General features: G+C 69.5%; 18 protein-coding genes and 2 tRNA genes. 15 read left to right on the top strand and 5 right to left on the bottom strand.

Features of this window, described 5'->3' with window-relative positions; translation table 11 throughout:
- Positions 1-21 precede the first annotated feature (21 nt).
- Complete coding sequence (locus VT52_RS12295) at positions 22-1,452, top strand: DUF6177 family protein (RefSeq protein WP_046421692.1); 1,431 nt, start codon at positions 22-24, stop codon at positions 1,450-1,452.
- Between the two features lie 37 nt (positions 1,453-1,489).
- Here VT52_RS12295 and VT52_RS12290 read toward each other — a convergent pair whose 3' ends face one another.
- Positions 1,490-2,605, bottom strand: coding sequence for an acyltransferase family protein (locus VT52_RS12290; protein ID WP_046421693.1), 1,116 nt, complete (start codon positions 2,603-2,605; stop codon positions 1,490-1,492).
- Positions 2,606-3,137: 532 nt separating this feature from the next.
- On the opposite strand from VT52_RS12290, the gene VT52_RS12285 reads away from it, so the two are divergent.
- Positions 3,138-3,332, top strand: a complete 195-nt coding sequence (locus VT52_RS12285) for a hypothetical protein (protein WP_046421694.1) — start codon at positions 3,138-3,140, stop codon at positions 3,330-3,332.
- A 73-nt stretch (positions 3,333-3,405) separates the two neighbouring features.
- On the opposite strand, the gene VT52_RS12280 is transcribed toward VT52_RS12285, so the two are convergent.
- From VT52_RS12280 to VT52_RS12270, 3 genes are all read right to left on the bottom strand, one after another.
- On the bottom strand, positions 3,406-4,044 hold the full coding sequence (locus VT52_RS12280) for a TetR/AcrR family transcriptional regulator (RefSeq protein WP_046421695.1): 639 nt from the start codon (positions 4,042-4,044) through the stop codon (positions 3,406-3,408).
- On the bottom strand, positions 4,041-4,427 hold the full coding sequence (locus VT52_RS12275; RefSeq protein ID WP_046421697.1) for a VOC family protein: 387 nt from the start codon (positions 4,425-4,427) through the stop codon (positions 4,041-4,043). Before VT52_RS12275 ends, VT52_RS12280 begins: the two co-directional genes overlap by 4 nt.
- Positions 4,428-4,555: 128 nt before the next feature.
- A tRNA-Gly gene (locus tag VT52_RS12270) sits at positions 4,556-4,626 on the bottom strand.
- 160 nt (positions 4,627-4,786) lie between these two features.
- On the opposite strand from VT52_RS12270, the gene VT52_RS12265 reads away from it, so the two are divergent.
- The 6 genes from VT52_RS12265 to VT52_RS12240 all read left to right on the top strand — a co-directional run bounded on the left by VT52_RS12265 (position 4,787) and on the right by VT52_RS12240 (position 10,116).
- A tRNA-Pro gene (locus VT52_RS12265) sits at positions 4,787-4,863 on the top strand.
- 221 nt (positions 4,864-5,084) lie between these two features.
- Positions 5,085-6,452 (top strand): trigger factor, encoded by a 1,368-nt coding sequence (tig, locus tag VT52_RS12260; RefSeq protein WP_046421698.1) that lies wholly within the window; start codon positions 5,085-5,087, stop codon positions 6,450-6,452.
- A 425-nt stretch (positions 6,453-6,877) separates the two neighbouring features.
- Positions 6,878-7,483, top strand: a complete 606-nt coding sequence (locus tag VT52_RS12255) for an ATP-dependent Clp protease proteolytic subunit (protein WP_046421700.1) — start codon at positions 6,878-6,880, stop codon at positions 7,481-7,483.
- Between the two features lie 69 nt (positions 7,484-7,552).
- Positions 7,553-8,218, top strand: coding sequence for an ATP-dependent Clp protease proteolytic subunit (locus VT52_RS12250; protein ID WP_046421702.1), 666 nt, complete (start codon positions 7,553-7,555; stop codon positions 8,216-8,218).
- Between the two features lie 169 nt (positions 8,219-8,387).
- On the top strand, positions 8,388-9,674 hold the full coding sequence (gene clpX / locus VT52_RS12245) for an ATP-dependent Clp protease ATP-binding subunit ClpX (protein WP_046421703.1): 1,287 nt from the start codon (positions 8,388-8,390) through the stop codon (positions 9,672-9,674).
- 193 nt (positions 9,675-9,867) lie between these two features.
- The gene (locus VT52_RS12240) at positions 9,868-10,116 is read left to right on the top strand and encodes a hypothetical protein (protein WP_046421705.1); all 249 of its coding nucleotides are present in this window, start codon (positions 9,868-9,870) and stop codon (positions 10,114-10,116) included.
- Positions 10,117-10,194: 78 nt separating this feature from the next.
- On the opposite strand, the gene VT52_RS12235 is transcribed toward VT52_RS12240, so the two are convergent.
- Positions 10,195-11,229: a hypothetical protein gene (locus VT52_RS12235; RefSeq protein WP_046421706.1), complete on the bottom strand. Its 1,035-nt coding sequence runs from the start codon at positions 11,227-11,229 to the stop codon at positions 10,195-10,197.
- Between the two features lie 137 nt (positions 11,230-11,366).
- Between VT52_RS12235 and VT52_RS12230 the strand changes: the two genes are divergently transcribed.
- The 7 genes from VT52_RS12230 to mreD all read left to right on the top strand — a co-directional run bounded on the left by VT52_RS12230 (position 11,367) and on the right by mreD (position 19,507).
- Positions 11,367-13,991, top strand: a complete 2,625-nt coding sequence (locus tag VT52_RS12230) for a valine--tRNA ligase (RefSeq protein ID WP_046421707.1) — start codon at positions 11,367-11,369, stop codon at positions 13,989-13,991.
- 59 nt (positions 13,992-14,050) lie between these two features.
- Positions 14,051-15,595 (top strand): bifunctional tetrahydrofolate synthase/dihydrofolate synthase, encoded by a 1,545-nt coding sequence (folC, locus tag VT52_RS12225; protein WP_420856276.1) that lies wholly within the window; start codon positions 14,051-14,053, stop codon positions 15,593-15,595.
- A 10-nt stretch (positions 15,596-15,605) separates the two neighbouring features.
- Entirely contained in the window at positions 15,606-15,959 is a 354-nt protein-coding gene (locus tag VT52_RS12220; RefSeq protein ID WP_046421710.1) for a DUF4233 domain-containing protein, read from the top strand.
- Between the two features lie 66 nt (positions 15,960-16,025).
- Positions 16,026-16,439: a nucleoside-diphosphate kinase gene (ndk, locus tag VT52_RS12215; protein ID WP_046421712.1), complete on the top strand. Its 414-nt coding sequence runs from the start codon at positions 16,026-16,028 to the stop codon at positions 16,437-16,439.
- A gap of 208 nt (positions 16,440-16,647) precedes the next feature.
- The gene (locus VT52_RS12210) at positions 16,648-17,667 is read left to right on the top strand and encodes a rod shape-determining protein (protein ID WP_046421714.1); all 1,020 of its coding nucleotides are present in this window, start codon (positions 16,648-16,650) and stop codon (positions 17,665-17,667) included.
- A 168-nt stretch (positions 17,668-17,835) separates the two neighbouring features.
- On the top strand, positions 17,836-18,816 hold the full coding sequence (gene mreC / locus VT52_RS12205; RefSeq protein WP_046421715.1) for a rod shape-determining protein MreC: 981 nt from the start codon (positions 17,836-17,838) through the stop codon (positions 18,814-18,816).
- A 13-nt stretch (positions 18,817-18,829) separates the two neighbouring features.
- On the top strand, positions 18,830-19,507 hold the full coding sequence (gene mreD, locus VT52_RS12200) for a rod shape-determining protein MreD (RefSeq protein WP_046421716.1): 678 nt from the start codon (positions 18,830-18,832) through the stop codon (positions 19,505-19,507).
- Positions 19,508-19,605: the final 98 nt, after the last annotated feature.

Raw genomic sequence — 19,605 nt, 5'->3', positions numbered from 1 at the left:
AGGCAGGGGACGGAAAGACCCATGACGAAGGACATCGTCGCTCTCACCAGGAAGATGCCCGACCCGCTCAGCGTGCTCGCGGCGCTGCTCGCCGGCGGCCCGGACGTGCTGGCGGGCGCCGAGGGGGACGGCGCGGTGGTGCAGCTCTGCGACGAGCAGGGCCGCCCCCTGGTCTCCGTCGAGGCACCCCTTCTGGTACAGATCAGGGGAGAGGCACAGCGGCTGCTCGGGGCGAGCGAGCCGGAGGTGCCGTACTGGTGGACCGAGGCCCGCGCCACCACCGGCGTCAGGCAGGCCGAGGAGCTGGCCGGGACCTTCGCGGCCCGTGTCGCCACCCTGGTCGGCGGCACCGCCTGGCCGCGCGAGGCGGCGCGCTCGCTGGCGGTGGTCAGGACCGACGGGATCCGCGCGGTGCCGGCCCCGGCCGCGGCGCAGCCCGCCGTGGACGTGCTCACGGACAAGGTCGCCGTGGTGATCCAGGACCGTCCGGTGGTCCCGATGACCGCCTGGCTCTCGGACGCCTTCCGAGCCGTCGCCGAGGCCGAACTCGGCCTCCAGATCGTCACCCCCGCGGGTACCCGGCTGTCACCGGCGGTCCGCAACAACCTGCCCGGCTGGCCCTCGCGGTGGGTGGTGCAGGACGAGAAGGACGGCTACTACGACGGCCTGTCCGGAGCCGTGCTGCACTGGTGCGACGGTATGTTCGCGCCGGTCGCCTCCCCGGACCCGGAGGCGACGCCGGAGGACCCCCGCACCCCGATGGCGGACGCGTTCGCCGCCACGGCCGCGGACGACGGCGAGCGCCAGCTGGCCGTGTCCTTCCGGGCGATCCACCCCGCGGACGAACGGCTGGTGCTCGGCGGCGCGCTGGAGGCCGTGTGGCGTGAGCTCACCGGTGCGCCGCCGGCCGGCTGGGGGACCGAGGAGCCCGTCAATCTTCCTTGGTCACCACGTCAGTTGACGGATGTGGCGTACGAGCGCGCCCCCCGGCCGACCTGGCTGGTGGCGGTCGGCGGCCCCGGGCGTCCGGGCCTCGCGACGGTCCGGATCAGCCGTACCGAGGGCGGTGTGGAGGAGGACGTCACGCTGGCGTTCGGCTACGGCCCCGGCGAGGAGATGCCGGCGGAGGCCGAGGTGATCCGGGCGGCCGAGGCTCTCGCCACCCGGCACGACCTCCAGTCGATGCTGGTCCAGATCCGCCGGGCCCGCCGTGATCTGTCCGTGCCGCCGCGCTTCGAGGGGCCCGGCGTCCCGTACGCCTTCGTCCTCGGCGCCGACGAGGTCCGGGAGATGCCCGGCGACCGGGCCCGGCGCACCCCGCTGCCCCGGCCGCCGCGCGAACTGGGCCCGAAGCGCCGTCCGGCGTTGTACTACCCGTTCCCGGGCGACCCTTCGGACTTGTCGGGGTGGGCGGACTTCGAGCGCCTGATGAGCCACCTCAAGGGCGACTGAGGTGGCTCGTCGGCGCGGGGGCTCCGGCTCCCCGTCCTCAAACGCCCGCCTTCACCGGCTCTCGTTCCTCGCGCTGCCGTTCGCGGGCCAGTTCGGTGGCGTCCTGGACGAAGGCCCAGGCCATCTTGGGCTCCATGGCGAAGCGGAACACCCGTTGCACCGGCTTGGTGCACAGGAGGGTGATGGCGGCCACCGCGAGGACGCTGACGACGGCCGAGCCGTAGTTGCCGTAGCGCTGGGCGATGTCGAAGCCGCCGAGGAGGAGCACGGTCTTGATCACGAAGCCGTGCAGCAGGTAGCCGTACATGGTGCCCGCGCCGAGGGCGGTGAACCAGGTGCGGCGGCCCGGCACCCAGGCCAGGAAGCCTGCCGTCAGTACCACCGCGCAGCCGAACAGGGCCAGCGTCATCAGCGGCCCGATCCACCACGGGGCGCCCAGTTCCTGTGCGGCGTTCTGCCGGTAGAACCAGTTGTCGTTCATGTGCGGCGCGGTCCACCAGCCGATGGCCAGCGCGGCCGCGAACACCGGCAGCGAGAGGATTCGCATCCGGCGTGTGCGCATCAGCGCGAAGTGCTCCGGCTTCAGCAGCAGTCCGAGGACGAAGCACGGCAGGAACTGGAGGATGCGGCCGAAGTCCACACTGCCGTCGACCCCGGGGCTGACCGATCCGAGCACGGCCAGCCCGAGCGCGATCGGCAGCGGCCAGCGCACCAGCTTCCACAGCGGGCTGGTCATCCGCCACACGAACAGCGCGAGCAGGAACCACGTCAGGTAGTACGGCGAGAAGAGGTTGATCGGGCCGTGCGCGTGCATCGCGTACCGCTTGAACAGCGAGTAGGCGAGCTGGAACAGCAGATAGGGCACCAGGACGCCGGTGACCAGGCGCTTCAGCCGGTCCGGGCGCATGTCGAAACTGCGGGAGAAATAGCCGGAGATGACGATGAACGCCGGCATGTGGAACGTGTAGACGACGTTGTACAGGTCCTCCAGGACCCGGTTGTCCGTCTTCAGCGGGGACCAGGAGTGGCCCATCGCGACCAGCGCGATCGCCAGGTACTTGGCGTTGTCGAAGAAGGGGTCGCGCTCTTTGCCGGATCTTCCTGCCTTCGCCTGCTCCTCCTGCGCACGCTGCGGGGCACGCGGTCCGGGCACTCCGTCCGCCGGCGACTGTGCCGGGGGGAGCGGCCGTGGGTTCTGGCCGGGGGACGAGGCGGCGTCAAACATCTCAGGCACCCTAGCGTCGTCGGCGGGATTTCGTAAAACCCCCTAGTCATTCCTGGTTATCCACTTCGTATGCCCCGGGATTTCCCGAACTTGCCTCCCTCGGACACGTGATGATGCGCACACGGAGGGTCCGCCGTTGGCCCCTGATGTGCCGATTCATCCCCAATAATTGGGGCATACCGCACCTCGGTGCCCTTCGGGTGCCGTCAAGATGTCATCAATTCGAATTATCTGCAGGTGAGATGTGTGGGCACGGAAACGAATTCACGGAATTGAGGCCGGAGTCCCGCGCGTCCACCCGTCGAATTGCAGTGCGGGGCGTCACCCGCCCGGGACGGCCCGCCGGACATCCCGTCAGCGCCCGCATGGAGCAGCCCTGTTGGTGGCACGATGTTTCTGGCGGGGGTGCGGGCCGTACCCCCGGGCCGGCAGAGGGACCGACCGAGGGTTGTGATCAGTTGTGGCCATTTCGCTGTCCGTAGTGGTGCTGTTGGCGGTCATCCTGGTGGTGCTCCTGAGAGGGAAGAGCCTCAAGGCGGGGCCGGCCCTCGTGGCCGTCCTCTTCGGCTTCTTCCTGGCCTCCAGTGGTATGGCGCCGTCCATCCAGCGGTTCCTGAACTCGATAGCGGACTCGATCTCCTCGATCAAGTTCTGACCCCGGACCCCGACGGGCCGGCGCCGGCGGTGTCGGTCGCCGCCAGTGGCCGGGCACCGGCCGCCGCCACTGGCTAGTGGTACAGGTGCCGCTGCTCGCGCGGCTGCCGGCTGATGAACACCAGGCGGTCGAAGTCCACGGCCACCCCGCGCAGCAGCAGGTCCACCAGTGCGTGCGCCGAAGGCGCGTCGACGGGCGCCTCCCCGAACAGTGCCCGCCGGTACACGACCGAGGCGAGCAGGTCCACGAACAACTCGGGATCCACGTCCGGCTGTAGGTCCCCGCGCTCGACGGCCCGCCGCACGGCGACCGCGGCGGCCGCCCGGCCGGGCTGCACGAGGCTGCTCAGCAGGTGCTCGTGGAGCCCGGGGTCGGCGGAGCAGTCGGCGATCAGCGGCGCGAGCACCCCGGCCGGCAGCCGCTCGTGCAGCACCTCGGCGAGCAGTCGCACGCTCTGGTGCAGATCGCAGCGCGTGCAGTCGTTGTCCGGGGCCGGCGGTACGACGAGGGCCGAGGCGAGCGCGTCGATCACCAGGCGCTGCCGCTGGGGCCAGCGGCGGCGGATGGCGGCCTTGCTGGTGCCCGCGACGGCCGCCACCCGCTCCAGTGCCAGGGCGCCGTAGCCGTCCTCGTGCAGCAGCCGCAGGGTCGCCGCCAGGACCGCCGCGTCGATCGCGGGGTCCCTGGGCCGGCCGCCGGCCGCCGGGCTCACGCGGCGACGTCCTGGGGGTACCAGCGCAGCTCCACGGTGTTCCCCTCGGGGTCGCGCACATAGACCGACTGGGCGGAACCCCGGGCGCCCCACCGCGGCACGGGTCCCTCGATCACGTCGAAGGTGCCGGAGTCGACGACCTCCTGCCAGTCCAGCGGGTCCACCACCAGGCAGATGTGGTCGACGTTGGACTCGCCGCGCGGCCGCTCGAACAGGTCTATGACGGTCGTGGCACTGACCCGTACCGACGGGAACGACACCTTTCCGGCCCGCCATTCCTCGACCCGCTCACCGGCGAGCCCCAGCGGCCCGGTGTAGAACGCCAGTGCCCGCTCGACGTCCGAGACGTTGAGCACCAGGTGGTCGAAGTCCTTGATCCGCATGGTGATTCCCCCTGCTGTGGTCGTTCCGAGTTATGTTCCGTACCGGTGTGGAACATAACCTACGTGCCGCGAAATAGCAAAAGGCCCAGGTGAGAGGACAACCTCTCACCTGGGCCTTCGGCATCCAGAGCGGGCGACGGGAATCGAACCCGCGTAGCTAGTTTGGAAGACTAGGGCTCTACCATTGAGCTACGCCCGCAGCGCTGCGCCGCAGGTCGGGGACCGCGGCACTCAGGCATCCTAGCGGGTCGTCCGCCGCTTGGGCCAACACGTCCGGTCGCCGGACGCCACGCGCCCCGCCTCGAAGAACGCGGCCGACGCGGGCCGCCGGGCCATGTACCCTACGTGTCGCACACAGACGGGGTGTGGCGCAGCTTGGTAGCGCGTCCGCTTTGGGAGCGGAAGGCCGTGGGTTCAAATCCCGCCACCCCGACCACCGATCGGCCCTGTCGCCGAATCCCGGCCGAGTTCCGGCCGCTTCCGCCGGCGGCGTCACGAAGATCGCCTTTTGGGGCGCCGAACGCCTGCGGTTACTATGCAAGCTGCACGCCCGTGTGCCCCGGCCCTCACGGCCTACGTACTCCTCCGGGCGGCGAATCCGCCGGACCTGTCTGGCTCCGGCAGAACCCAAGCAGTCAGCCACAAGGAGACCGAACCGTGAAGAGCGCCGTGGAGACCCTGAACCCGACCCGGGTTCGGCTCACTGTCGAGGTGCCCTTCGAGGAGCTCAAGGACAGCCTCGACGCGGCGTACAGCAAGATCAACCAGCAGGTCACGGTGAAGGGCTTCCGCAAGGGCAAGATCCCTGCCCGCGTCATCGACCAGCGGTTCGGCCGCGGTGCGGTCCTGGAGGAGGCGGTCAACGACGCGCTTCCGAAGTTCTACACCGAGGCGGTCAACGAGGCCGAGCTGAGCCCGCTGGGCCAGCCCGACGTCGACATCACCGAGCTGAAGGACGGCGAGACGCTGAACTTCACCGCCGAGGTGGACGTCCGCCCGGCCCTCGAGATCCCGGACTACTCCGGCATCGAGGTCGAGGTCGACGCCGTCGAGGTCACCGACGAGGACGTCGAGAAGTCGGTCGAGCAGCTCCGTGAGCGCTTCGCCTCCACCGCTCCGGTGGAGCGCGCCGCCGAGGACGGCGACGTCGTCACCATCGACCTGGAGGCCAAGGTCGACGGCGAGGTGCTGGAGGACGGCGTCGCGAGCGGCGTCTCCTACACCATCGGCTCCGGTGAGCTGCTCGACGGCATCGACGAGGCCGTCAAGGGCCTGTCCGCCGGCGAGGAGGGCACCTTCACCTCCGAGCTGAAGGGCGGCTCCGCCGCGGGCAAGGAGGCCGAGGTCACCGTCAAGGTCACCCAGGTCGCCAAGCGTGAACTGCCGGAGCTGGACGACGAGTTCGCGCAGCTCGCCTCCGAGTTCGACACCCTGGACGAGCTCCGGGCCGACAGCCGCAAGCGTCTCGCGAACATGAAGCAGTTCGACCAGGCCACGCAGGCCCAGGAGCGCGTCCTGGAGAAGCTCCTCGAGCTGGTCGAGGTCCCGGTCCCCGAGAAGCTGCTCGAGGACGAGGTCAACACCCGCAAGCACAACCTGGAGCACCACCAGCTCGGCCAGATGGGCCTGACCCTCGACAAGTACCTGGAGATGCAGGGCAAGTCCGCCGAGGAGTTCGAGACCGAGACCCGTGAGGCCGCGGTCAAGGGCATCAAGACCCAGTTCGTCCTGGACGAGCTGGTCAAGAAGGAGCAGCTGAACGTCAACCAGGAGGAGCTCACCGAGCACCTCATGCGGCGTGCTTCCTCCTCCGGCATGTCCCCCGACCAGTTCGCCCAGGCCGTCGTCGAGGGTGGCCAGGTGCCGCTCCTCGTCGGCGAGGTCGCCCGCGGCAAGGCCCTGGCCGTCGTGGTCGAGGCCGCCACGGTGAAGGACACCAACGGCGAGGTCGTGGACCTCGGTGACGAGGACGAGGAGACCGAGGCCGCCGCGGCCGAGGCCACCGAGGAGACCACCGAGGGCTGAGCCGCCCCACGGCACCTCTGACGCTCGCACGACGGGCCCCCGGGACCATCCCGGGGGCCCGTCGTCGTACCGGCGCGAGCGGCCGACCGGCGGACGCCTCGCCGTACCGGCGGGGGCGGGCGGTCCGGGGCGCGGTGCTGCGCCCGGTCGCGGCCCCGCCGCACACGAGGTGCGACGGGCCGCACACGACCCGCGGCCTGACTCCGGCCGGCGCCGCATCCCCCGGTCCGCGCCCGGCCCCACCCGGCGGAGCGCTACGCCCCCGGCGAACAGTCGCTACTCCGGGATTCCCCGAAGGTGCCCGAGCGTTAGGGTCCATGAGTACGGGGGCAGGGGAGTCTCCTGAAACCCCGAACCTCCGGCAGGACGACGTGAGACGGCCCGGCGCCGTCGTGAGACGAGCAGGTGGATACGTGACGAATCTGATGCCCTCCGCCGCCGGCGAGCCCTCCATCGGTGGCGGCCTCGGCGACCAGGTCTACAACCGACTGCTCGGCGAGCGGATCATCTTCCTCGGGCAGCAGGTGGACGACGACATCGCCAACAAGATCACGGCTCAGCTGCTGCTCCTGGCCGCAGAGCCGGACAAGGACGTCTACCTCTACATCAACAGCCCCGGTGGCTCGGTGACGGCCGGCATGGCGATCTACGACACCATGCAGTACATCCCCAACGACGTGGTCACCATCGCGATGGGCATGGCGGCCTCCATGGGCCAGTTCCTGCTCACCGGCGGCGCCGCGGGCAAGCGCTTCGCCCTGCCGCACGCCGACATCATGATGCACCAGGGCTCCGCGGGCCTCGGCGGTTCGGTCACCGACATCAAGATCCAGGCCGAGTACCTGCTGCGCACCAAGCGGCGCATGGCGGAGCTGACCGCGTTCCACTCCGGCCAGACCTACGACACGATCACCCGGGACGCGGACCGCGACCGCTGGTTCACCCCGGAGGAGGCCAAGGAGTACGGTCTCATTGACGAGATCATCACGAACGCCTCGGGTGTTCCGGGAGGCGGCGGCACCGGTGCCTGACCGGCCCGGCCACGCCACGCACCGCCACCACCCAAGCCCCCAGAACGCCACCAGGACGGTGAACATCCCATGAGCAACTTCCCCGGCGCGGCCAGCGGCCTGTACGAAGGGCCCCGGCCCGATGCCCGCTACGTGATCCCGCGCTTCGTCGAGCGCACCTCCCAGGGCGTCCGCGAGTACGACCCGTACGCGAAGCTCTTCGAGGAGCGCGTGATCTTCCTGGGCGTCCAGATCGACGACGCCTCCGCCAACGACGTCATGGCGCAGCTGCTGTGCCTGGAGTCGATGGACCCGGACCGGGACATCTCGATCTACATCAACAGTCCGGGCGGCGACATGACCGCCCTGACGGCGATCTACGACACGATGCAGTTCGTGAAGCCCGACATCCAGACGGTGTGCATGGGCCAGGCGGCCTCCGCCGCGGCCGTGCTGCTCGCCGCCGGCACCCCGGGCAAGCGCATGGCGCTGCCGAACTCCCGCGTGCTGATCCACCAGCCGGCCGGCTCCTCCGGCCGCGGTCAGCTCTCCGACCTGGAGATCATCGCCAAGGAGTTCACCCGGATGCGCGAGCAGCTGGAGAACATGCTGGCCAAGCATTCGAACCAGCCGCTGGAGAAGGTCCGCGAGGACATCGAGCGCGACAAGATCCTCACGGCCGAGGAGGCGCTGGAGTACGGCCTCGTCGACCAGATCATCTCCACCCGCAAGCTGAACAACGCCGACGTCCGCTGAGGCGGAGCGGCGAGCTCTCCAGCCCCCCACGGCAGGGCTCACGGCAAGTGAACCCTGCCAAGGGGGGCCCGAACATCCGGCCCGGCAAGGTACCGTCGGACATAAGGCAGCACCAGGAGCCGCTGGAACGCAGTGTCCAGGCGGCTCCCAGGCGAAGGGGAAGCACACCGTGGCACGCATCGGTGACGGCGGCGATCTGCTCAAGTGCTCGTTCTGCGGCAAGAGCCAGAAGCAGGTCAAGAAGCTCATCGCAGGGCCCGGTGTCTATATCTGCGACGAGTGCATCGATCTCTGCAACGAGATCATCGAGGAGGAGCTGGCCGAGACCAGCGAGGTGCGCTGGGAGGAGCTGCCCAAGCCCCGCGAGATCTACGAGTTCCTCGAGGGCTACGTGGTCGGCCAGGAGGCCGCCAAGAAGGCCCTGTCCGTCGCGGTGTACAACCACTACAAGCGGGTCCAGGCGGGCGAGAACGGCGGCGCGAGCGGCCGTGACGACGCCATCGAGCTGGCGAAGTCCAACATCCTCCTGCTGGGCCCCACGGGCTCCGGCAAGACCCTTCTCGCCCAGACCCTGGCGCGCATGCTGAACGTGCCGTTCGCCATCGCCGACGCGACCGCGCTGACGGAGGCGGGCTATGTCGGTGAGGACGTGGAGAACATCCTCCTCAAGCTCATCCAGGCCGCCGACTACGACGTCAAGAAGGCCGAGACGGGCATCATCTACATCGACGAGATCGACAAGGTGGCCCGCAAGAGCGAGAACCCGTCGATCACCCGGGACGTCAGCGGCGAGGGCGTGCAGCAGGCCCTGCTGAAGATCCTGGAGGGCACCACCGCCTCGGTCCCGCCGCAGGGCGGCCGCAAGCACCCGCACCAGGAGTTCATCCAGATCGACACGACGAACGTGCTGTTCATCGTGGGCGGTGCCTTCGCCGGTCTGGAGAAGATCATCGAGGGGCGTGCGGGCGCCAAGGGCATCGGCTTCGGCGCGACGATCCTGTCCAAGCGCGAGCTGGAGTCCAAGGACGTCTTCGAGGACGTCATGCCGGAGGACCTGGTCAAGTTCGGCATGATCCCCGAGTTCATCGGCCGTCTCCCGGTGATCACCTCGGTCCACAACCTGGACCGCGAGGCCCTGCTGAAGATCCTGGTCGAGCCGCGCAACGCGCTGGTCAAGCAGTACCAGCGCCTCTTCGAACTCGACGGCGTGGAGCTGGACTTCGAGCGCGAGGCCCTGGAGGCCATCGCCGACCAGGCCATCCTCCGCCAGACCGGTGCCCGGGGCCTGCGCGCCATCATGGAGGAGGTCCTCCAGGGCGTGATGTACGAGGTCCCGTCCCGCAAGGACGTCGCCCGCGTCGTCATCACCGCCGACGTGGTCCTCTCCAACGTCAACCCGACCCTGATCCCGCGCGACGCGCGCGGGCGGGGTGCGGGGGAGCAGAAGACGGCGTAGCGTCAAATCGCCCGTAAAGAAGGTATGCCCGGCACTGTGAGGTGCCGGGCATAGCCTGTTTTCGTCATATAGCGAAGAGAAGTAGCCGGGAAGCGCCCCACGCTTGAGGTGCGGTAGGCATCGTTGATCAACTTCTTCTCGACCTCGTCGGCCACAAGTTCGAGTGGCTGACGGAAAACGGGAGAGATAACTGATGCGAGCCAAGAGCCTTCTTGTCGCGGCTGGACTCATCCCGCTGGCGACCGCCACGTCGGCCAGCGCAGACCAGATCGACTGTATGACCTACCTGAAGCACCGCGGATACAAGGTGGGCATGCAGGTCCGCTGGGCTTGTGACAACAAGCCCGTCATCCTTGGGCTGCCCAACCCCTATTGCGTGGACCCGATCATGAAGCTGGGCGTGAAGTTCGGCTACGCGTCTGAGGCCTGCAAGATGGCCTGAGCGTTGCGACGCTGACCGCGACGGGCGCCCACGCCGTCAGTGGGCGCCCTGTCGGAGCGGTGTGTCACTCCACCGCCGTCAGGCCTTCACACGCACCTCGGCGCGGAACTTGGCCGCCAGTTCGGCGTCCGTCGCGGGGTCGCTCGCCCGGCCCGCCGCGAGCGTGGCGACATCCATGGGCATGACCATGCCGAGCGTGCTGTGGTCACCCCAGATGCAGAAATCGAATGACATCTCCTTGGGGCCCGTGCTGTCGGTGTTCGCGCCCTTGGCCTGCTGGCACTTGAGGACCGCACCGTCGAGCGAGGCAGGCTTGTACTCCTTCGGCTCGCCGACCAGGGTGTACTTGTCGGTGCTGTCCTTGGAGCTTTCGGTCTTCATGTAGGCGAACATCGCGTCGACGGCCTTCTCGGGGTCGTCGATCGTCCCGTAGACACCGCCGAACTCGATCATCTTCTGGCCCAGCGGGTTGGAAGGGTCCCCGGACTTGTACTCGGCGCTGACGTCCTTCGGGTTGTGCACGCCCCACTTCTCGGCGTCCTTGAGGTCGCTCGAGGTCATCGTGTCGCTCTTGCTGGAGTCTCGCTTGTACTCCGTCAGTACCGTCGCCGGGGTGATCAGCTTGTGCGCGCCGTCGTCCGCGACGGTGCTGCTGCCGCTTCCCTTGCCGAGCAGGAGGACCGCGCCCACCACGATCGCCGCCACGACCACGATCGAGCCGATGATCAGGCCCGTCTTCTTCTTGCCGCCCGCCGGCTGGGGCATGCCGGGCATGCCGCCGTACGGCTGCTGCTGGCCGTAGGGCTGCTGGCCGTACGGCTGCTGCTGCGGGGGCATTCCCGGCTGCTGGGGGTAGCCGTACCCCGGCTGCGGCGGAGGGGTCTGCTGGGGGTACCCGTAGCCGGGCTGCGGCGGAGGGGTCTGCTGGGGGTAGCCGTAGCCGGGCTGCTGCGGGGCCTGCGGCGGCTGGCCGTACGGGGCGCCCTGCGGCTGCTGACCGTACGGGCCGCCGGGCTGCTGCGGCTGGCCGTACGGACCGGGCTGCCCCGGCTGCCCGTAGGGGCCCGGCTGCTGGGGTGGCTGGCCGTACGGGCCCGGCTGGTTGTTGCTCATCTCTGGGATCCCCCTAGGACGCTTATATGTTCCTGACATCCTGAACCAGGCCGGGAAACCGCAGGGCACCGGGGGCCGCACCGTTACAGAACAAACGTGTTTCGGGACCGGCCCGTGACCCCTCTAAACTGACCCCCGTGACCGAGAACGCTCAGCAGCAGCCACCCGCGCCCGACACCGAACTGCCGACCCAGTACGCGCCGGCCGATGTAGAGGGGCCGCTGTACGAGCGCTGGGTGGAGCGTGGGTACTTCGAGGCGGACGCGAAGAGCGAGAAGCCGCCGTACACCGTCGTCATCCCGCCGCCCAACGTCACCGGCTCCCTCCACCTGGGCCACGCCTTCGAGCACACGCTCATCGACGCCCTGACCCGCCGCAAGCGCATGCAGGGCCACGAGACCCTGTGGCAGCCCGGCATGGACCACGCCGGCATCGCCACCCAGAACGTGGTCGAGCGCGAGCTCGCCAAGGAGGGCAAGTCCCGCCACGACCTGGGCCGCGAGGCCTTCGTCGAGCGCGTCTGGAAGTGGAAGGGCGAGTCCGGCGGCCAGATCTCCGGCCAGATGCGCCGCCTCGGCGACGGCGTCGACTGGTCCCGCGAGCGCTTCACCATGGACGAGGGCCTCTCCCAGGCCGTCCAGACCATCTTCAAGCGGCTGTACGACGACGAGCTGATCTACCGCGCCGAACGCATCATCAACTGGTGCCCCCGCTGTCTGACGGCCATCTCGGACATCGAGGTGGAGTACCAGGACGACGACGGCGAACTGGTCTCCATGAAGTACGGCGACGGGGACGACGCCATCGTCGTCGCCACCACCCGTGCCGAGACGATGCTCGGTGACACGGCCGTCGCCGTCCATCCGGAGGACGAGCGCTACAAGCACCTGGTCGGCAAGCTCATCAAGCTGCCGCTGACCGACCGCTCCATCCCGGTCGTGGCCGACGCCCACGTCGACCCCGAGTTCGGCACCGGCGCCGTCAAGGTCACCCCCGCGCACGACCCGAACGACTTCGAGATCGGCCAGCGCCACGACCTGCCGTCCATCACCGTGATGGACGAGCACGCCGTGATCACCGTCCACGGCCCCTTCCAGGGCATGGACCGCCTGGAGGCCCGCTCCGCGATCGTCGCCGCCCTGCGCGCCGAGGGCCGGATCGTCGCCGAGAAGCGGCCCTACGCCCACTCCGTCGGCCACTGCTCGCGCTGCAAGACCACCATCGAGCCGCGCCTGTCCATGCAGTGGTGGGTCAAGGTCGGCCCGCTCGCCGAGGCCGCGGGTGACGCGGTCCGCGAGGGCAAGGTCAAGATCCACCCGCAGGAGATGGAGAAGCGGTACTTCGACTGGGTCGACAACCTCCACGACTGGTGCATCTCGCGGCAGTTGTGGTGGGGCCACCGGATCCCGGTGTGGTACGGCCCCGAGGGCGAAGTCGTCTGCGTCGGCCCCGGCGAGCAGCCGCCCGCCGGCGAGGGCTGGCACCAGGACACCGACGTCCTGGACACCTGGTTCTCCTCCGGCCTGTGGCCCTTCTCCACCCTGGGCTGGCCGGAGCGGACCGAGTCGCTCGCGAAGTTCTACCCGAACTCCGTCCTGGTCACCGGTTACGACATCCTGTTCTTCTGGGTCGCCCGGATGATGATGTTCGGCCTGTACGCGATGGACGGCACCCCGCCGTTCCACACCATCGCCCTGCACGGCATGGTCCGCGACCAGTTCGGCAAGAAGATGTCGAAGTCCTTCGGCAACGCGGTCAACCCGCTGGACTGGATGGACAAGTACGGCAGCGACGCCCTGCGCTTCACGCTGGCCCGCGGCGCCAACCCGGGCGTCGACGTGCCGATCGGCGAGGACTGGGTCCAGGGCTCGCGCAACTTCGCCAACAAGATCTGGAACGCGACCCGCTTCGCGCTGATGAACGGCGCGACGGTCGAGGGCCCGCTGCCCGAGGCGTCCGAGCTCTCGGCGACGGACCGCTGGATCCTCTCCCGCCTCAACTCGGTCGTGGCCGAAGTCGACGCGCTGTACGAGGACTTCCAGTTCGCCAAGCTGTCGGACGCCCTCTTCCACTTCGCGTGGGACGAGGTCTTCGACTGGTACGTCGAGCTGTCCAAGACCGTCTTCCAGGCGGGCGGCGCACCGGCCGAGGTCTCCAAGCGGGTCCTGGGCGAGGTCCTGGACGTCACCCTGAAGCTGCTGCACCCGGTGGTCCCGTTCGTCACGGAGACGCTGTGGACGACGCTGACCGGCGGCGAGTCGATCGTCATCGCCGAGTGGCCGACCGACAGCGGCTTCCGGGACGCGGCCGCCGAGCAGGAGATCTCCGCGCTCCAGTCCGTGATCACCGAGGTCCGCCGCTTCCGCGCCGACCAGGGCCTCCAGCCCGGCCAGCGGGTCCCCGCCCGGCTGACCCTGGACGGCACGGCACTGGCGCCGCACGAGGCGGCCATCCGCCAGCTGCTGCGTCTCCAGCCGGAGGGCGACTCCTTCACGGCGACGGCCACCCTGCCGATCGCCGGAGCCGAGGTCGCCCTCGACCTCTCCGGCACGATCGACGTGGCCGCCGAGCGCAAGCGCCTGGCCAAGGACCTCGCCGCCGCGGAGAAGGAGAAGGCCCAGGCCACCGCCAAGCTGGGCAACGAGGCCTTCCTCGCCAAGGCCCCGGACAACGTGGTCGACAAGATCCGCACCCGCCTCGCCAAGGCGGAGGACGACATCACCCGCATCCAGTCCCAGCTGGAGAAGCTCCCGCAGGCGTAAGCGCCCGTACGACGCCGCAGGCCCCGGTACCGACCAGGCACCGGGGCCTTCGCCCACCCATGTCGGCGGGGCTCCGTAGACTGGGACCCGTGAGCGACCTCCCGCACGAGAACGACCAGCCCGACCCCCTCGATTCCTTCGAGGAGATCATCGAGGCCGAGACCGACCGCGACCCCGACCTCGCCGTCATCGAGGCCGGCAGCCGTACCCTCCGTACCCAGGGCGGCGCGCCGCGGGCCGACGTGCCCGCGCGCCCCGAGGACCCGGAGGTCGACAAGGCGCTGCGCGAGGTCGAGGCGGAGCTGGCGACCCGCTGGGGCGAGACCAAGCTGGAGCCCTCGGTCAGCAGGATCTCCGCGCTGATGGACGTCCTGGGCGACCCCCAGCGCTCGTACCCCTCGATCCACATCACGGGCACCAACGGCAAGACCTCCACCGCTCGCATGATCGAGTGCCTGCTCGGCGCCTTCGAGCTGCGCACCGGCCGCTACACCAGCCCCCATGTGCAGTCGGTCACCGAGCGGATCAGCCTGGACGGCGCCCCGGTCTCCGCCGAGCGCTTCATCGAGACGTACCAGGACGTCAAGCCGTACATCGAGATGGTGGACACCGCCCAGGAGTACCGGCTGTCCTTCTTCGAGGTCCTCACCGGCATGGCGTACGCCGCCTTCGCGGACGCGCCGGTCGACGTGGCCGTCGTGGAGGTCGGCATGGGCGGCTCCTGGGACGCCACCAATGTGATCGACGGCGATGTCGCCGTCGTCACCCCGATCGGCCTGGACCACACCGACCGCCTCGGCGAGACCACCGGCGAGATCGCCGGCGAGAAGGCCGGCATCATCAAGCAGGGCGCCACCGTCATCCTGGCCCAGCAGCCCGTGGACGCCGCCCAGGTGCTGCTGAAGAAGGCCGTTGAGGTCGACGCCACCGTGGCCCGCGAGGGCCTGGAGTTCGGCGTCGTGGCCCGTCAGGTCGCCGTCGGCGGGCAGATGCTCACCCTGCGCGGCCTCGGCGGCGAGTACCCCGAGGTCTACCTCCCGTTGCACGGCGCCCACCAGGCGCACAACGCGGCCGTGGCGCTCGCCGCCGTGGAGGCGTTCTTCGGCGTCGGCGCCCAGCGCGCCGAACCGCTGGACATCGACACCGTCCGCAAGGCGTTCGCCGCCGTCTCCTCCCCGGGCCGCCTGGAGGTCGTACGGCGGTCTCCCACGGTCGTCCTGGACGCCGCCCACAACCCGGCCGGCGCCGAGGCCACCGCCGAGGCGGTGCGCGAGGCGTTCGACTTCACGCGGCTGATCGGCGTGGTCGGCGCGAGCGCCGACAAGAACGTGCGCGGGCTGCTGGAGGCCTTCGAGCCGATCTTCGCCGAGATCGTCGTCACCCAGAACTCCAGCCACCGCGCCATGGACGCGGACGAACTGGCCGCCATCGCCGTCGAGGTCTTCGGCGACGAGCGGGTCCAGGTCGAGCCGCGGCTGCCCGACGCCCTGGAGGCCGCGATCACGCTGGCCGAGGAGGAGGGCGAGTTCGCGGGCGGCGGTGTGCTGGTCACCGGTTCCGTCATCACGGTCGGCGAGGCCCGGCTGCTGCTGGGCAAGGGCTGAGGAGTCCGACGTGCGTACGCTCTGTTCATCCACGCTGATCGGCGAGTTCTTCGTCATCGGTTTCGCCGGTCTGGTCGCCATGAAGGACCCGAGCCTGTCGGTCTCCACCGTCTGGCTGGTCAGCGGCATCGCCATGGTCCTGTGCGTGCTGCTGTGCGGCATGGTGACCCGGCCCGGGGGCATCGCCCTCGGCTGGGCCCTCCAGATCGCCCTGATCGCCTCCGGTGTCTTCGTGCCGGTCATGTACTTCATGGGCGTGGTGTTCGCCGCCCTGTGGTGGGCTTCGGTGCACTTCGGGCGAAAGGTGGACGAGGCCAAGGCCCGGTTCGCGGCCCAGGCCGGGTCCTCGGCTGACGCTGCGTAACGGGCGCACGGACACGCCCTGTAACCTCGTCCCACCGCACACGTCCCACGCGTAAGGAGTCCCCTCGTGAGCCAGCGCACCCTCGTCCTGCTCAAGCCCGACGCCGTCCGTCGCGGCCTGACCGGCGAGATCATCAGCCGTATCGAGCGCAAGGCCGGCTGGCAGATCACCGCGCTGGAACTGCGCTCCCTGGACCAGGAGACCCTTGAGCAGCACTACGGCGAGCACAAGGGCAAGCCGTTCTACGAGCCGCTGGTCGCGTTCATGTCCTCCGGCCCCGTCGTCGCCCTGATCGTCGAGGGCGAGCGGGTCATCGAGGGCGTGCGCGCGCTCGCCGGCCCGACCGACCCGATCGCCGCCCAGCCCGGTTCCATCCGCGGCGACTTCGGCGTCATCGTCCGGGAGAACCTGATCCACGCCTCCGACTCCGAGGAGTCCGCCGAGCGCGAGGTGAAGATCTTCTTCCCGGGCCTGGCGTAATACCGGCGATAGAGGGAACGAACGCCCCCGAACGCCCGTCTCCACAAGCGGGGCGGCCCGCCATCTGGTGACAATGGCCAGGACCCTCGCGCAGTGTTCGTGCAGGCGCGTTTACGATGGAAGCCTTCACGTCACAGCACCCGCCTCGCCTTGCCTGACATGCCCTCAAAAGCTCAGGAAGGCCAGATGAATCCGGATGGGGAACTCAATGTCGTTCATCGGCCGTGACATGGCTGTCGACCTCGGGACCGCCAACACGCTGGTGTACGTCAGGGGTCGCGGGATCGTACTCAACGAGCCGTCCGTCGTCGCGATCAACACCAACACCGGTGGCATCCTGGCGGTCGGCGCCGAAGCGAAGAAGATGATCGGCCGGACGCCGGGGAACATCGTGGCGGTCCGGCCGCTGAAGGACGGCGTCATCGCCGACTTCGAGATCACCGAGCGGATGCTGCGCTACTTCATCCTGAAGATCCACAAGCGCCGGTATCTGGCACGTCCGCGCGTCGTGGTCTGTGTGCCCTCGGGCATCACGGGCGTCGAGCGCCGCGCGGTCATCGAGGCCTCCACCCAGGCGGGCGCCCGCCAGGTGCACATCATCGAGGAGCCCATGGCCGCGGCCATCGGCTCCGGCCTGCCGGTCCACGAGGCGACGGGCAACATGGTGGTGGACATCGGCGGCGGCACCACGGAGGTCGCGGTCATCTCCCTCGGCGGCATCGTCACCGCCCAGTCCATCAGGGTGGCGGGCGACGAGCTCGACAACGCGATCATCCAGTACATCAAGAAGGAGTACAGCCTTCTCCTGGGTGAGCGCACCGCCGAGCAGATCAAGATCACCATCGGTTCGGCGTACGAACTCGACTCCGACGAGCACACCGAAGTGCGCGGCCGGGACCTGGTGTCCGGGCTGCCCAAGACCGTCGTCATCTCGGCCGCCGAGGTCCGCAAGGCGATCGAGGAGCCGGTCAACGCGATCGTGGACGCGGTCAAGACGACCCTCGACAAGTGCCCGCCGGAGCTGTCCGGCGACATCATGGACCGAGGCATCGTGCTGACTGGTGGCGGCGCCCTGCTGCGGGGCCTGGACGAGCGGCTGCGCCGCGAGACCGGCATGCCGATCCACATCGCCGAGGACCCGCTGGACAGCGTGGCGCTCGGATCCGGAAAGTGCGTCGAGGAGTTCGAGGCGCTCCAGCAGGTTCTGGACGCGCAGCCGCGCCGGTGACACGGCGCACCGATTCCGCCGTACGAGACGTTCTCCTCTCGTACGGCGGATCGTTGATATAGAGGCATAAGCTCCCCCAAATGGGCCGCTTGGATTTGCGCCGTACCTTTCGCGCTTTTCCGGGGGGTCCGACGAATTCCTACTTGAGGAAGGGCACGGCCGCCGCACGTGAGGGACACCAAAGAGAGCCGGCTGCTCCTGGTCCTGCTGATCGCCGTCGCGTTCGCGTTGATCACCGTGGATATCCGAGGGGGCCGGAACTCCCCGGTCGACGGTGCCCGGCAGGCAGCGGCCACCGTGTTCGGCCCGGTGGAGGACGGCCTGTCCTCGGCGGTCGACCCGGTCGGCAACGCCGTCTCCGCGATCCGCGACTCGGGCGAGCGGCACAGCAGGCTCGCCACGCTGGAGAAGGAGAACGCGGCCCTCAAGGCGAAGCTCGGCAGCGACGACCGCAGCCGCAGCCGCCTGAACCAGCTCGACGGCATGCTGAGGCTCGCCGGCGCGGGCCAGTACGGCATCAAGGGCGCCCAGGTCATCGCCATAGGGTCGGCGCAGGGCTTCTCCTGGACCATCACCATCGACGTCGGCGCGAGCGACGGCATCAAGCGGGACATGACCGTCCTCAACGCCGACGGCCTGGTCGGCCGGGTCACCACGGTCGGCCCGGACACGTCCACCGTGCTGCTCGCCAACGACCCGGACTTCACCGTCGGCACCCGGATGGAGGGCAGCGACGAACTCGGCTTCGCCTCCGGGCAGGGCGACCGCCCGCTGCGCGTCCAACTGCTCAACGGCAAGGCCGAGGTGAAGAAGGGCGACCGCCTGGTCACCTTCGGCTCGGAGTCCGACAAGCCGTTCGTGCCGGGCGTGCCCGTCGGTGTGGTCTCGCGGGTCGACCCCTCCGGCGGCGGTCTGACCCGCACTCTGTACGTCACCCCGTACGTCAGCTTCACCAAGCTCGACATCGTCGGCGTGGTCGTCCAGGCGCCGAAGAAGGACCCGCGCGACGAGGTACTGCCGAGCAAGCCCAAGCCGGTCCCGACGCCCACCGTGACCGTCACGGTCACCCCGTCCGCGGACGCGAACCAGGGCGGCGGGCAGAGTGACCAGTCGTCGGGAGACCCGTCCCAGACCGACCAGCAGCCGTAGGAGCTCAATCCCCATGCGTGTCAACCGGATCCTGCTCTCCGTGCCGCTGGTCGTGGTCGCCCTGGTGATCCAGGTGAGCGTCCTCGCCCGCCTCCACCTGCCGGGCGCCGTCCCCGATCTGCTGCTCCTGACCGTCCTCGGCCTCGCCATGGTCTACGGCCATGTCGGCGGCGCCCTCGTCGGGTTCGCCGCCGGCCTGCTGGCCGACCTGGCCCCGCCCGCGGACCACGCGGCCGGCCGCTACGCCCTGGTGCTCTGTGTGACCGGCTACTTCGCCGGGCTGATCAAGCCGGACCACGGCCGGCTGAAGTCGGCGACCGGCCCGATGGCCGTGGTCGTCGTCGCCGCGATCGGCTCCACCCTGCTGTACGCCGGGGTGGGCGCCCTGGTCGGCGACACCGCAGCCCGCCATGTCGGGCTGCCCGGCCTGCTGGTCTCGGCCGCCCTGTACGACCTGCTGCTGGCCCCGTTCGTGGTCCCGGGGGTGATGTGGCTGGCCCGCCGCGGTGAGAACGACCCGCTGGCCGAGACCGCCACCAGCGCCAAGGCGGCCGACATCTCCTCGGGCTGGCTTTCCTCCGGCACCGGCCTGCGCATCGGCAGCCAGCGCGGCGGCCTCGGCGCGCTGAAGGCCAAGGCCCGCACCCGCTCCGCCCGGGTCGGCCGGATCAAGGGGGTCAAGCGGCTGTGAACACACGTCAGGCCCCCGGGGACCCGGGACCATTCACTCGAACGGGTCGGCCTTCGCGGAACGCGGGCTCACAGACTGATCGTTCATCATTCGTACGC

The organism is Streptomyces malaysiense (assembly GCF_000980885.2).
In the GTDB taxonomy this organism is placed as follows: Bacteria; Actinomycetota; Actinomycetes; order Streptomycetales; family Streptomycetaceae; genus Streptomyces; species Streptomyces malaysiense.
This window is presented reverse-complemented; position numbering and strand designations above follow the sequence as displayed.